This window comes from Methylomonas sp. LL1, from assembly GCF_015711015.1.
Taxonomy (GTDB): Bacteria; Pseudomonadota; Gammaproteobacteria; order Methylococcales; family Methylomonadaceae; genus Methylomonas.
Genome location: NZ_CP064653.1, coordinates 635,239 through 651,273, shown reverse-complemented (window position 1 = coordinate 651,273; position 16,035 = coordinate 635,239). Strand labels below are relative to the sequence as shown.

Genomic DNA, 16,035 nt, shown 5'->3' with positions numbered 1-16,035 from the left:
AGTCGATTTATTCATCTTCGGCAGACATTGATACTAGATCCATACCTTTTGCAGAGATTGCCTCTTGCCAGTCCATTAAATCACTATCACTCATTTCTTCCCAACGAACATCTAACGCAAACATATTAATGAAGGCCTCTTCCATTTCTTCTACGTCCGTGAAAAGCAACATATCTTCTTCGTTTTCACTTGTACCAAGAGAAAAGATACTCCTTGCCTTCACGTAACCTGCATCAGGTGGTGATAGCTTCTTTATAGGCCAATCTCCGCCACAAAACAAAAACATTCCTGGAACGGGATAAACGACTCCATCTTTTGTAGCGATTGTACATTCCATTCCCATGTCTAATGTCCCTGTCAGATCAATCACAACAGGTCTAATTGACTTTAATGCTTTGAGCAGATGCGATCTGTTTAAATCAAGTTTTTTGTTCATGACTAAGCATCTTCATCCTTCGTTAAGTCGAAAAAAAAAGCAATACAGCAAGTTGAAAAATGCTAAGTGAGTATCCAGAAACTATTTCCCGATTTCACTGGGTAATCTAGGCAAAATTTCGGCAAGTAAATAATGGACACTTACTAAGTCAGTCGATCAGAAAGTATTTGAATCAATTGTCTTTGCATTGTCAAAGGCCACTTTTCGATTCTGCCTAGTATTTCATCCATACTAATTTGATCTATATGAGTAGTTAATTGTGCTTCAATTGATTGAAGCGACTCCTTTTCTTCTTTAGTTAATTCAACAGGGGGATTATTTAAAGCCTTTAGTAGCTGCTCTGTGTCGTACTTCGTAAGATTATCGATTTTTTCCAATGATTGAAATTGTTTTCGCCAAGCCTCAAACTTTGACAATCTAAGTGTTTCTGCTAGATCAGCGCAACGTTTCCTCACTGCTACCAAATAATTATCAACTTTACTTTGGTCTTCATTAGATAAATATCCGGGAGCCTCTATAAGTTCTTTTTCTAAATTGGCACATTGAACAAGATCTAACAAATTTAGTTCCTCTACCAACTGCATTCTTGACGACAACCAGTCTGACGAGCGTTTTCTAGCCCTATTAATTCGTTCAGTTACTAAAGAGTTATATACTGCCTGTAAATCCCATGCTGGTTCGATTTCATTGTCATCTAACAAACTACTTAACTCTTCGAGCTGCCGTTGTCCCTGTTGATTTAACAGTTCTCCTAATCTTTCCGGGTTTAGAGCGTTACTCTCTCCCCACGCAGCCAGGTTGTTCAGAATCCGTTCTAACACTGTAACCATATCGGAGATTTCATTTTCATCTGAAGTGCCGACAAAAATATCTCTCAACCGATTTGCTTTAACTAAAGTTCTGCGTAAATCCTCTTCACTTTCAAGCGGTGATGAAAATAAATCTCCCAGAGCGTTTGTCTGCTGCTTCAGCATTTTGCGTAGGCGATTTTGACGATTTTCGATTGCTTTGACGCGAGCCTTTATTTCATCGTTACTCAGAACCGAATGGGTGATTTGTAACCCTTTAACAAGCTCATCACCTTTGCTAATGGCATCCCTTAAATCACGTACAGTGGCCGATTCCGTGGGCTCTGGTTGACGGGGATAATCCCCACTTTCATCAAGGGTCAAAGCAAATCTTTGTCTAGCTTCGACCTGAGCGATACTATGCTGAACCTGCTGTAGAAGAATTTTCGCCGGCTGTTTAAAACCAAGTAGATCAAGGCTCTCAACAGCTCTTTCCATCTGATGTCTGAAATCACTAACTTGCATTGTCGAATGGCAGCTTTGCCTTGGAATCCAGTCATTCAGCAGACCGGATAACATTGGTTGGATCTGAGCCAACAATACATCACAACTGCGTATTAGTCCTTCTGGCCAACATCCTTGATCTACCATGACTTTGCGCTCTTTAAATACCCTTGAGCCAATATTTAACAGCTCTCCAACAGAATCATTTTTTTCTGCTTTTTCTACCCGCAACTCCCACTTTTCGAGTTTATCTTTTGTCTCATTAAGCAACAGGCGTATTTCAAGAGCACGGTCATTCAGATATAAATAAGTTCCCTCTAAAGACTCGGGTAAAGGGTCTATTTTCTTGGTTTGAGCTGCTTCTTGCGCTATATCGACAATATCCTGGTAACTTTGAGCTAATTCCCAACGATTCAGTAAACTACGCCATCTACTTTCGGAATCCTCAGACAAAAATCTCAAAGTACTTTTTTCAAGCAACGTTTTCTCGAGAAAATGCTTACCCTTTTGAGCCGGGAACGCCTCATTAATCCAATCACTTGAAGCAATCATTTCCCCGTTACGTTCTATTCGGCGTGGCGGAGTGATTCCTCCTATTACCAATCCTAGAAGCAAACCAGCCGAGGCCGCATTCATACCATACGGCGGAGCTATAAGCTGTTTAAACGAGTCCCAAAGTGTACGTTTTGGATATTCTTGGTGGTTTTTCTCCAATAATGCAAAAATCGCTTTAAGTCCCGGTTCAATAGGAGATGTCAATTTGCCATTTGTATGAAATGCTTTCCAACTGTGAACCAACAGAGAACTCACACGATTTTGCAAGCGCTTTGGCTGAGCCTGTAACCAAATTCCGTCTACTTGATGCGCAACCAGATTCCGAATCAATTGTGCGCAGTCAGCAGCCCCTCCACCAGCTGAAGTTGCAAATCCGTCAAATGGGAAAGGCGGTACCTGAGGATAAACTGTGCTAAAAATCTCGTTTCCGATCTGCTTCAAGCGCCCAGCAGGAATATCTTGAAAACCTGCAATCCAGAATAAACGTTTTTTTATGGCTTCTTGAGCACAATCTTTAAGAGCTAGACGACTGCGCCCAGTTTCTTCTGGCACGAAACGTCGAAAACGCTCGCGTTCTTCAGCTGTCATCCGTTCATCAAAGAGATGAAGACGTCCAATATGCTCCCCCAAACTTCCATCATTATCTGACAAACCTATTACCCAGATTGGAGCAACTTGATAGTCGATCCGTTTAAGCTCCGCAGAAAAAATGCTTTCAATTTGACTTTCGATCTCAGAAATATCTTCATTGACATGGATGTAAACATATACGACCTTACCTTTTGCATCGGAAGGTAAAATCGCTTGCTCCCATTCTTGAAATACGCGAGAAAGAACTTTTTCTAGAATATGGCTATGAGCAAATTGAGCCTCAAAATGCCAATCTTGCGTTGAAATATCATGCTGTAATGCGAAATCAGTGGCTATATCGCCTAATTCAGCGTCGGCGGCCCCACGTCTTACAAACAAATCGCGAATGGCATCAGCTGAAAGGTAGCCTTGTTGTTTTCGTAACCATTGTTGAAACTGACCACGAGTAGAGGCGTCAGCGATCAACTCATATTGCCCTAGATCACGATTCCATTCGATAGCACCTAGATCTTGACTTAAAGTTTTTAAAGCCTCCGACACTCTCCCTAACGTAAGAGCAGTCGCTTCACACAACAAAAGATCCATATTCTCTTGGCTTTGTTTACCAATACGCATCTTTTCGAGCACAGCTACGCCTGCTAACACTTGGCGCTGATGAACACTTAGGTGCGAAGAGAATTTTTCTAACAGCAACTGTAAAGTTTCTGCGACAGTACTACCCGTTTGATGCTCTGCCGCGATCATTTCAGGTAGCACGCTACTCAAAATCAATTCTGCAGCACTGATCTGTCGTAATCGTCCCTCACTTGACGCATCCTCCGATGCAACACGTTCGATCATCTCGTTAATAAACGTCATAGCCGAACGAGATTGCACTACATCCCGTTGTCTAGTCAAAAACCACGTCGCTAACGGATGCAATGGCCAACAGCCTTGAGCGATGACTTGATTAAAACGCTCTGAATCACTCCAAACTGGAAATTGGCTATATTCCGGCAAAGCATTACTCATTTTTTGCCATGTCTCATGACATAAGCGATCAGCTCCTGTATCCATCCAAACCTGAGATAATGCGGTTTGATCTTTGCCAATCATATGAGCAAAAATCGTTTCCAGATTTGTAGATAAATACCATTTCTGTGCTGAGTCGAAACGAGTGATATAACGCTGCAATTGCCTTAGATCGGCACTACCGAATCGCTTTAAATAGGCTTTTAATTCGTATTGTATAAATCCGATAAAACGAATTTTGCTGCTGTTATCCTGAACACCTTGGAAAATTTGCTGCAAGGCCGCATCACCCGCCAACAAAGGTTTCTCGGCTACATATTCCAAATAACGGCCGAATTCATCAAATAGAATAACTACGCCTGAGAAAGCGCCATCAGGACCACAATAGATTTCACTCAGCGTGTTAATTAATTCTTGAGCTGACTCTTGTCCAACTACCGGTATAGGAGCCCCATTTGCTTCTGTATAGATCGCATCGACTTCGCTATAAACAGCCTCATCATTCTCGCGTAAACGGGCACATATCTCTTCCTGGCTTTTACCAGGTAAGAGTTTTGCGAAACTTTCACTTCGAAAAGCAAAATTTCGCTCGACAAATTGTTCTGCAGATTGGAATCTTGGTGATAAAGCTCGAATAGCACCAGAATCGACACCGTAGCGACTAAGTTGAGTCAATACGGCTTGGCTTAGCGCATTCCCAAGGTGAAACCCTGCCATGCCATCGAGTGTTAAAACTAATACAGGCTTCTCTAACTGAGCTAAATCATTCTGTACAATCTGGCCTATACTTTCATCAGCTTGCGAAATATGCTCAACAATTTTATTAGATAAACTACTTTGCGGGTTGGCTAAAAGCGTTGCACAGGTTAATGCTAAATGCGATTTACCAGAACCATATCCTGCAACTACCAACCAATATGGATTAACGTCTTCTCCACGTAAACCGACATGTAATGATTCAAGTAGGTCACTAACAAAACTAGCGCTGTCCGTAAGAGGATAACCACCTACAATACCTTCACTTTCCGCGTCACCAGCACCGTGGTATCTCGGTCCATGAAAAACAAAGGCTTCAGCAGCACTTTGCGCTTGCGAAGGACGGTCTTCAATCCAACGTAATTGAACAGCACCTTCAAAAAAGTTTTCCTTATGAAAACTAATCACTTCTCCAATTTTCTTAACCATTATTCCTTATCCTTGTTCAAATCAGTTCGCTATAACTATTACTAACCACCTGATTCGTTTCTTGTAAGCGGAGTAACATAGGCGTGCCGGTATATCGATCTACTTGGATAATACCTTTGTCGGCCATCCAATCTAACCAACGCGCAACCATTGCATCATCCCAGGCCATCACTGAAAAACAACGAGTTTCCTGAGAAAAATGATCTAAGGAGATTTGGTTTTCAGAAATAAACAATTCATCCCAAACCAAATAAAGAAAAGTCGCATAGAAAGGGAAAAAAGACGTTTCTAACGGCGCAGATTGCCTGATAAAAAATTCATCCTCGGTTGACTGCAAAACATCAATATGCCCCAAACAACTGTCTTCAAGATAGCTTCGAATGACGACTCCGGCAAGAGACTTCAAATAACTTTTTTCGCCATGCCGATCAATTAAAAAATTGAGAAAACTGGCCTGAGTAAAACGGGAGCCAAGCCGAAACCCACCTTCCGCAAATAAAGCAAACCAAGCATCCGCAACACCCGATGCGGGAGAAGACAAAGTAAATCTGCGAGATAGCATTAAATGCAGCAACCATAGAGTCTGGGGTTCGCTAAGGAAAGGGTCTTCCTGCAATACGATGCTCCCTAGCGACGTCAAGCCAAGCTGCCAATGGCTTGATGTCTTGTTGACCGTGATCAATCCCATGCCACGTGCGTAGTAAATCATCGGTTCAACCTTTCCTGTGCTTTTCCCTGTTGGAATGCCTGTCTCAGCCCCAATGGAAACCTTGTCCCCAGAGCCTCCTTTTTGCGCAAAAGTTAATAATTGTGCTAACAAGCGTCGCTCTGGCAAAAAAGTTTGCGGAAAATTAAGCGGTAAACCAAAGACATCTGTTTTATTGAGCTCCATTCATTAAACTCCGAAATCTCTGTTTTCCAATGATGTTACCGAAACCAATTCAGGCTTTTCTCTTAATACGCCGCTTGAACTCAACACAGGACCAAGCGACCAACACTGTCCTTTTTGCAACTTCGCTAATCTTTCTCCCCACTCAGACTTAGAAATTCCGGTCGCCACACTGAGTAAGTCAGCGAACCGGTGAATTTCCGTATTTGCTGGCTTGAAGAAAAGTTTATGGCCAGCCTGAAATAATCGATCACGTTGCTCTTGATCAAACTGGCTGGTTGTTTGTGTCGCTAACATTAACGATAAACCGAATTTACGTCCCTCTCTTAGCATTTTATCGATTGGCGAATCACTTCGATGATCCAAGTTTTGTATTTCGTCTAGGACAACAGGAATCGGTCTATTCTTATTGCCTGTATTACACACATAATCCCAAAGATCCCATAGGGCAAACTCAGTAACTAATTTTTGAATCTCTCGTGATAACCCTTTAAGCTGAAGCACGTGAACCCAATTATCTTTTGAAACTAGCATCTCGCTCCACGCTGAATTACTTTGTTCACGGAAGGGGCTTGATTTTATAAACGGTTCTAATTTGTTTGCCAAAGACTCACCATGTTGACCATCTTGCCTTAGTCTATCGATTACTTCATTTAAACTGAATTGCGGATTCTCTTCTATTCCTTGCTCTAACACCCGAACTAAAGCTGAAGTTTGTTGATCACCCATCGAGCCATAAACAGAAGTAAAAATACTTGTTACCCTTGCGGCGACTTGATAAGAATTTTCTTCTATCGCTGGTATGGAAGGATCAATTAATTGTTGCTGCCTTCTAAAGGGATTTAATGGTAGTTTGTCAGTTATTACAAAATGATTTTGGGGATTGGTTACTTCACGAAAACGAGACTCAACTTGATTTGGTAAAAAGCCATCCGTGTAGTCAATAATTAATGAACGCATGCGTTCTTTTGCCATTTCAGCCAGCAAACATTGGATACCATAGGTTTTGCCCGAACCAGATGTTCCAAATAACAGCATGTGTCTATTAGCCAACTGAGGATGTCCATAATGCCAATAGACTGGTTCACCATTGCTCTTATTACCAATTAAGAGTTTTTCTGGTGGCTGACTATATGAAAACTCCACTGACAATGTTTTTTCGTCTGGTTTAGTAACTCTTACTGATTCGACATCTTTCAAATCGTTTTCATTAGTAGAAACTTCTTTCTCAACATCAATTTTTATACTTTCTTCAACTATTTCTTGCTGCACAGCAATTTCATCAAAAGGCAACTGTATCGTTTCGGATGTTTTTTCTTCTGTTCCTGAAATATCGGCAGTTAAATAAGCAAATCCACTAGATTGCTTCACTGCAGGCCTAACAGAGATAGGATAATTCACTAATTCAAGTTTCTCTTTGATTTCCCCATTAGCATCGAAAATATCCATCAATCCCTGATGACCAAAAGAAACATGGCGAATCATTGCGCTGACGGGAACTTGATAAGGCGCTGAAACAACTCCTGGAGACAAGGTTATATTTTCTATTGATGCATTCTTCCTCGGATCATCCGTCCAAAAGGTAAAGATTGCGCCCTGCCAACGAATTTCATAATATCCTTCCGCTAATTGCTCTAATGCCTGATCCAACTTTTCTTGCTGTTGTTTCGGCATCGAAACAATTGACCGCGAAGTAATGGATCTTTGGAGTTGAGCCCACCAATAACGACGGTCGAATGTCACTCTCCGAATATCGCAACGATTAGGCGTTAACAACTGCGTTAAATGACTGAGGCCATCTTGGACTTGATCACAGGCCTTTAGCAGGTGGCTTTCATTTTGTTGAGCAAACTTACACTCAATTAATACTGCTTGAATCAAAGGGATGTCGTTTTCACGCAATATCAACGACAATTGCAGAAGATCAGGACGATGAGTCACTTCACTACCCGAAAACCAGTGTTGCAATGAATCGACGGGTAATAACTGTGTCATGACAGCATTCGCCGGTTCCGACAATACACTGCGAATAGCGGCGAAGCCTATAACTTCTCTTATTTTCTCTCCTTGCCCTACTACTGCTCGCAAAGAAGACAAGCCGATGACCTCTTCTGCCTTATTTACGATGCGAGCTGCCACTCCTTCAAAATTTCCACCTGACTGAAACGGCAATAGGCCAATCAAATGATTTTCGACCATAGCAGTCAATTGCCTAAGTGTGTCCTGCTCGGTTGAAATCGACAAATTCAATTCGCCATAGGCGCCCAAACCAGAGGTAAATCCGACAATTTTCCGTTCGCCGTTTCTATCGCTATTCGCGAGTAAATGTTTATCTACAAAGGGATCGATACAAGCCACCCATTGTGCTTTTTGGTGCATAGCTTCCACGACTTCCAACCAAGGCTGATAATCAATTTGACCAAAGATCAAATGTTCACCTTCCGGGTTTTGTGGATGACGCAAGCGAGCAGACAAGTCCGCGTGATGAGTCTGAATGCGAAGCCGGCGATTACTCAAAAGGCTTTTACGCTTAAACTGCTCTCCCTGTTGAATGGGTCTTGGGTACTCACAGATTGGAAATTGGCCCAAATTATTGGCATTGAAATCAAATTCAAACGGTGGTGCGGTTTCCGCATCTCCTGTCAGTTTGCTAGATAAAAACCGAAACAGAAAAGCAATATCGTATTGCCGGATTTCATCCTTGAGTAGTTTCACCATTTTTTCGGGGGTTGGTGCAAAATGATGAGCAACCGAAATGATGACAAAACGCCCTTGTTCGCGATAATCCTCCATTAATTGATGTCGCCAAGATGCCAATCGACTTTCTATGGATAGAGGTGACGACGAAGTGGAATACACCATCACTTCACAATGAAACGGCGGCCACTCTTCAGAGCTACGCTTCAGATAAGTGCGTAAGAACCGGTCTACCCCGGACAAAATCGTTGCAAGCTCTTCGACATGAACAGCCAGAACACGCAAACCATCCTCGGCAAAAGGATAAAGCGACTGGTAATCGGACAAAACCCGAACAACGACCGAACTCTCTTCCGTGGGCTTTACTACATCAGCGATGTTCTCATCATCATCGTTTTCTTCATCGCGCAATAATGTTTGTACGGCTAAGCTCTTTTCCGTTGAAGGAGGCGTTCCCAAATAATGCAACAAGCCAAATGATTTTATTTTCGCAGATAGAGTTCTCTGCTCATCAATAACTAAACCGGCTAATGGGCGATGAATTTCAATCAAGTTGAGCAAGCGATCAAAGGCGCTTTTCCCATTTCGGTTGATCAAATGTTGCCCGATAACTTCTGGAAAACTATCACATAAAAAACGAAACCTAGCCTGAGTAAGCTCCAAAACAGGTGGACTAATTCCCCAAACAATAGCCGATCTCAAAAATCCATCATTAGGATTGACGCCTTCGTCAATGAGCAAAAATGCCTTGTAAAAACAACGCAATAGTTCTTCGCTGCCAGCAATGCTTTTGTCCAAAACTTGCTTGGCAAAACCCTCATAAGCTCTTTGTACGGCGATAAAGTGCCCTCGCATCGCTGAGAAATAGCCGTTCTGAGCAAAATACTGTAACCAGTTAAAATAAGCCGAACTTAACTCCCTCAATCCATCCAACAGCGATTTATCAACTATTGACATATCGATTTTATCGATCAGATTTGTCATCTTAATTTCAGACAAAGCTTGACTCACCAAACGATTAGCTTCTTCCGCATCCGCAGCAAAATAAAGTGCCGTCATGATGACTTCTGGCATACTAAACGCTGGCAACATAACGTCAGTTGTTGTAGCGACCGACTCCCATCGCTCTAAAGCTGATTTAGCGCAATCGTATTGAACCCGCTCTGGATGCGTAGGCCCAAACGCCCATTGGAAAACGCGAGGTTTAAAATTTTCAAAATCTTCAGTCGTAATAAACATGATTTTGAAAGAAATATGAGGACGTGATCTGCCAGTCCCATAGGTCACATTTCCCATGTCTAAGCTGATTGGCACAAGACATTTCCATTGATCGCGCAATTGAAGTGCCTGATCTTCATCGATAGGGAAACGCAGATCGATGCCATCGAACCATTCCGATAAACCGCCTAAGCAACCATACAAAAGTTCTTCAGCTAAGCCATCCGCATCTAAATCGTGATTGAATCGATCTATTATGATTTGAATTTCTTTTATGACATCAGCTAAAGGGCGGCCACTACATTGTGATTCAAATTCAAGCAAGGTTTGCCATACGGCATCTAACATGATCTCTGTACTGAAGCCATTCAAACGTTGAACTTTTTCTCGTTCTTTTTTTTCCGTTACACGTAGCTTCAATGCTTTTAATACCGGAAGTAAATCGGTTTGCAACAACTTTGATTTAGCTTCGGCATGTGCTTTGAAAATAAAGTCATGCAAAGTTCTTTTGAAATCATCTACATTTTCATATAGCGGATTCACAGACAAAACTTCTGGAACTTCCAATGGTTCATGTTCATCAGCAAAAGCGTTTTCTAGTTTGCTCCAAGCTTTCTTTTGATCTGACGCACTCTTAAACTTTTGGTGTGAAATAAAGGCATCGGCTTCCTTAATCAAATTGGCAGACTTTTTAGAATTACCTACATTTAATAAAGGCGGGATATCCCAAAATGCTAAGGATTTATAAAATTGCTCAATAACATCTTTAATAGAACCAAAATCCTGCCGCCGTCTATAAATCTTTTGTTCAAAAAATTCTGCTAATTTAACTAATAAGCGAGGACGGACTTTAAATAGTTGATGTAATATGCTGTCGAAATTTTCTATTTCTGGCTCGGCCCCATCTAAGGCTAGCTCTTCATTGACTTGCCGAATCCACGGAATAAAACTTTGCCCTAATTGATTCCAAACACGATTCTCGTCAACCATATGGAAATCGGCTAAACCACCTTGATCCGAAGCATGGTTGAAGCCTAGCAATACAACTACCAAACCGTCGACATCCGCTGAAATGGGTTCGTTCCGCCATTTAGTCAATCGATCATCTTGGTCCACCCATTTCAAATTACCGTTTGCATCAATGGAGCCTTTCGCTGCCATTTTCTTACGCAAACTATCTTCACCTTGACGTTTACACCATTCAAGCCAGAGATTTTTTGCCACCTTAAAATGGCACTCTAGTTGTTTATTCAGCTGACTTTTTAAACGAAAATCCTCGAGAGCAGAAAAAAGTTCAATTGTGTTATCGGGGTCAAGACTCTCAACAATAAATATTGCTTTCTTCTCGCTATCTGGCGAGCTCATTGCCCGCTCCCATTCCTCGATTAAATGGGCTTTCAGAGTTTGGGTAAAAAGATTCATAAAGACTTCCTTTTAGGTTTATCCAGGATTTTTAACCATTGACACGGCATCTGATAATTCAACAAGAAAACCGCCTTGTTGAAGAGCTTCCTCTATCCAAGTGGTATTTGCAGTGATTGAATAGCTTTCCGCATCCACTTCGTTACCACACCAGTTAAGAGCGACGGCAAGTTGTTCTCGCCCTAATGCGATACCATAATGAGCAAACACCCTTTGATAAAAATGATTCAGCCGTATTCTTTCTCCTGGACAAATAAGAGTCGCAACTAAAAATCTTAATAACCCCTGATGAAGAGTAAAACGCTGTCCGCTGCCTTTTTGTGGAATGACTAACCCAATTTCTTTGGTAAACTTTCTAAAATGTCTAAAAACATTATCATCTCCATTTTTTAAATCTTTTTCCGTTGGCTGAAAGTTACCTTTAAATAAATTAGGGATTCTCAATACTCTATATAACATGGCATCTATGCGATTAAATGAGTCTTGTGCCATTTGACGAATTGGCGTCCCAGGCTTAGATTCTGAATCTGTTACTATCCACACATAATTCCCAATAAATCCCGCTGTAGTTTTCTCTGAGTTATCGAGTCTACGCGCCTGAAAACAAAGACTCCTTAAAACCTGCATACAGCATAGCGTTTTCAATAGCTCGAGCTTATCTAGCAAACCAAGTCTTGACGAACAAATATTATCCATTTCCAATGCGAATAATGCACCTTCCGTCTTACTAATTGCCGGAACCCAACCGAGACTTGATGACTTTAGCTCAGAATTTATTTTATAGCTCTCTAATGTGTTCTCTATTAAATTAACTAAGCCCCCTAATTGCCCTCCAAATTCTTCTAACAACCCTCGCAAACCACTAGATAAATTTGAGTCAATATTATTCAGTTTATGTCTCAAATGCTGATATTCTTCGACCTCCAACATTCTATTAATATCAGGAGAGTTTGTTTGTGCTAAAAAATTTACTATTTGCAAATATAGTAACTCACCACCTCTTCCCATAAAATTTCTTAAATTATCAGCAAAGTAAACTTTTGATGACTCCCAATCAGTTACTTGACCTTGGGCGCCCCTCAGGGCTTTGACATGCTCCCAATTAACTTCGCGCGATAGAAACGCTGTTGAAGCAGGCAGAAAACTATAGGTAACCCAAGTTCGATTTTTAGCTACACCAACGAAACCATTAAACAAACTTTGAATTAAACGAACAGCCTCTTCCTTATCTTCTTTGTTGCCATTAACTCTTTCTTTAACCGCATCGATAGCATCAAGATAAGATTGACGATGCACAGGGTGTCTAGTTTCTAATTTAGAAGATGGGAAAAAAGAAAATAGTTTTAGTGCAAGTCTATCTTCCGGCCAATAACATGGAACATTGGCAAACTGATAACATCCTTCACCATTTTCTTGCTTTGGCGATGCAAATACCAATAAAAACTCCGCCAAATACTCAATGGGTGTCTGATCTTTATAAAACCGTCTTCCATAAATATGAATAGCTGGATTATCGGTTCCAACATTATCATTCTCTCTTCCCGATGGAAACCGTTGGAGCACAACAGCCAAATCATCATTTCCATATTTTTCTGTTGTCATTAGTATTTCTCCAATTCCTGTTTCTGTTCATCTATCACAAATCTATGCATTATCACTTTGCCATCAATACCTGATCGCAATAGCCCAACTTCGCCGGCGGGAAAAGTATTCGAATTATTTAATAGCTCGGCTCTAAACCATTCAAGTTGCGCTAAATGTATAGGGGCCAGCTCATTTCCTAACTGTCCGATAGAGCGGCAATGAATATAATCGATTAACGGCAAAGTTAAGGGAAGTTCGGCTAAACCATTTCTATAAACTAACTTAGGGACAAGCCGCGTAGTGTCGTAACCTAATGAAAATTCCTGATTATTTAACTTTGCGACAATTAATTGGGTAGGCTGGATAACAAGATGGTCAGGACGTCGTAGCGTCAGATAGAGAGAGTCATCGCTTTCAAATTGACCTGCGCTAAAACCGGAATAAATTTCAAGTAGGACTTGAAGACATCTTTTCAGTAATGCACGTTTTTCACTGCTTCCTAGCGTCAATCCACCCTCATTCTGCCAGCGATTAAAGTCTCTCAACTTGGGCGACTGTAAGAAGGAAGAAAGAAACTCATCGCTGAGCAGTGTTGTTGGCAAGGACTGTTGGCCAAAAAAATACAACATACGACGCAGAGCGAATCTCCAACGCACTCCAGCCGCATCAACTGCGCGCTTCCGCCAGCGTTGTTTAGTACCAGTCAATGAATCTGGCAAATGCATCCCCTCAATACTGCCAGTAGCTAATAACTGTCGTTCGAAATCTACTGCAATAGGTCCTCCATAAACAGAACGTTTTATCAAAGAAACTGCCCGCAAACTCTCGGCAACTCCCCATGGCTGACCGCAACGATAACCAAAGAAAGCCTCACTGAATAAAATAAGGTCTAAGCTCTCATTCTCGCCTTTATGTGTTTCGTTTGCGTTCTTGACAAGATTATGCGCCTCGTTACAGCTCAGACCGCCGGTAAGACTTAAAGCAAGGTGGGCGACCATTTGACGCAAAGTTAAGCGTTGTTCATAGGAAGTGAGACGTCGATATACCCAGCGGACTCGTTCTTCAACTGTTTCGCATATTGCGAGTAATGCATTTCGATTGAGACGTAGTGGACAGCTAACTTCCGCTTCACAACCAAGGCACTGATCCCAAGCAGAGTGATTGACCATTTTTGACAGCACCCTCGACCCTAGGGATACGTTATCTAATCTAGTCATATTAAGAACGACCAGTTCCTTACTAAATCCGGACACTATATGTTGCGCTAAGTTGCCATTTTCATAAGGCCGATCCAAACACTCTAGAATATCGCTCTCTATATCAACTCTGCCGCCGATTTTTTTTACATAGTCAGCCAAACTATGAATTAATGGCCCCGTATTGCTTACGATCAACCAACTGCCAGACTCGGCGAATCCTTGCTCTAGCCAGTCTAAGCGCTGTTGTTCAGTCAACTCACTCATATCCTTGACAATAGTTACCCTGCCATTAGCATGAATCGTCTCTTCGCGTTCATTTAAAGCGTAATCTAGCGGTTTATCAGCTGGTAGTTGTCTTAAACGTTTGAGCACATCCAAGGCCACAGTCGACTTACCATCGCCTGCGTGACCAGTCAAAATAACAACTCGCTCTTTTCTTTCGGTTAAGGATTTATAAAGGTCCTCAACCAAAGGAAAAGGTTGGTAAATCTCCGTAAAGTAAATATTTAACGCTTGGGACTCGGCTAACGCATTTGCTCCGTTAGCCGAAACATTATGTAAAGAGTTTAAATAGGCAATATAACCATTCTGCCGTTCAGCCATGTGATTTTCTCCACTATTTATTGCATCCATGATTTTTTTATTCTTATACGTTGGCTTTATTTCGGAGATATTATTAGGATGAATCTCGGCATCCTTCATAGAAAATGAAAAATCTGATAACAACTGGGAGTGTATTTGATCAGAAAAATATTTAGTCATAATATAATTAACGATAAACAAAATTAAATCTTTGTCCTCCTTCAGAACTTGATATATTTCTTCTGTAAACCCACCGCTGATATTTTTATCAAGTAATTCAGACTTTAGTAAATCCCCTGAGCCTGACAATTTCAACGAATCATTACTACTAATCTCCCAAATATTGTCATTCTTTAATCTCCCAAAAGCATAATGGAAATTCCGATAGTCAAAATTGACAAACAATCTATCTACAACTTTATTTAATGCGTGATCAATTTCTGAGTAGCTATATAATCTATCTTTTCCTAAGTAGCATTGAGATAATGCATATAATAGTAAAAGTGGTTTATAGGGGGAATATCTTTCTCCAACTTGCCTTACACTAATCGAACGGAAAAGATCAAAAATTTCACCTGAATTCATTTAAAACAAACCAAGCAGCCATCATCATCACCATCTTCGTCTAAAACAACATCGACGAGGTTCTTTGGTTTTTTATTTTGATTAATCAATTGAAATTTTTCCTTTATCTCATCCTTCCTGGCTAGCATTTCTTCTAAATATTCATCTTGAGACCAAGAGTGATTCCTACCCAAATTCCTATGATAGTCTTCAAACTCCTTGGCTTTTTCAAACAAGTCAGGGTGGTTCTCATAAAGACCAATCCACTCAATCTTTCTTTGATAAAAGCAAAAATAGCATCCAGAACGACTACGCCAGTCATAATATTTTGGAATTCCTATACCAGACTCTTCTAAAATTTTAATTATATCGTCTTTTACTTTTCCATCTTCTTTGAAAGGATAAATGGCCTTAATATTAGGCTTTGTAGAGATATACCCTGTTCTATAAGGTTCATCTGCTCTGATTGCAACATAACTAATAACTGGATCGTTTCCTACAAACTCTTCGAAAGGCTTAAGTTTTAAGTTAATAGTGCACCATCTGGAACGAGCGGTTGGCAAGAAATTTCCATTTAATTTCAGATAATAATCAAAGCCACGTCCAGCGTTTAATCGAGTAATCTTTTTTCCCAAATAATCTTCCATTAAATCTACAAACTCCAATGTCTCAGGCAATTCAGCACCAGTATCGGCAAAGAAATATTCCATCTCCGGCACTTTATCTCGCATATAAATCGCTAAAGCCGCACTATCCTTGCCGCCTGATAACCCTAATAAATGTCTAACAGGTTTATCGTCACTCATAGTA

General features: G+C 40.9%; 7 protein-coding genes. All 7 read right to left on the bottom strand.

Features of this window, described 5'->3' with window-relative positions:
• Positions 1–7 precede the first annotated feature (7 nt).
• The 7 genes from IVG45_RS03505 to IVG45_RS03475 all read right to left on the bottom strand — a co-directional run bounded on the left by IVG45_RS03505 (position 8) and on the right by IVG45_RS03475 (position 16,031).
• Entirely contained in the window at positions 8–436 is a 429-nt protein-coding gene (locus IVG45_RS03505; RefSeq protein ID WP_196436511.1) for a hypothetical protein, read from the bottom strand.
• Positions 437–579: 143 nt separating this feature from the next.
• A complete protein-coding gene (locus IVG45_RS03500) occupies positions 580–5,070 on the bottom strand; it encodes a hypothetical protein (RefSeq protein WP_196436510.1) in 4,491 nt (1,496 codons plus the stop codon).
• 16 nt (positions 5,071–5,086) lie between these two features.
• The gene (locus tag IVG45_RS03495; RefSeq protein WP_230874737.1) at positions 5,087–5,962 is read right to left on the bottom strand and encodes a DUF4007 family protein; all 876 of its coding nucleotides are present in this window, start codon (positions 5,960–5,962) and stop codon (positions 5,087–5,089) included.
• A 3-nt stretch (positions 5,963–5,965) separates the two neighbouring features.
• Positions 5,966–11,296 (bottom strand): ATP-binding protein, encoded by a 5,331-nt coding sequence (locus IVG45_RS03490; RefSeq protein WP_196436509.1) that lies wholly within the window; start codon positions 11,294–11,296, stop codon positions 5,966–5,968.
• Between the two features lie 18 nt (positions 11,297–11,314).
• Positions 11,315–12,898 (bottom strand): hypothetical protein, encoded by a 1,584-nt coding sequence (locus tag IVG45_RS03485; RefSeq protein WP_196436508.1) that lies wholly within the window; start codon positions 12,896–12,898, stop codon positions 11,315–11,317.
• Positions 12,898–15,246 carry a hypothetical protein gene (locus tag IVG45_RS03480; protein WP_196436507.1) on the bottom strand — a complete coding sequence of 783 codons (2,349 nt, stop codon included), beginning with the start codon at positions 15,244–15,246 and terminating at the stop codon, positions 12,898–12,900. Before IVG45_RS03480 ends, IVG45_RS03485 begins: the two co-directional genes overlap by 1 nt.
• On the bottom strand, positions 15,243–16,031 hold the full coding sequence (locus IVG45_RS03475) for a phosphoadenosine phosphosulfate reductase family protein (protein WP_196436506.1): 789 nt from the start codon (positions 16,029–16,031) through the stop codon (positions 15,243–15,245). The genes IVG45_RS03480 and IVG45_RS03475 overlap by 4 nt, the downstream gene beginning before the upstream one ends.
• Positions 16,032–16,035 lie beyond the last annotated feature (4 nt).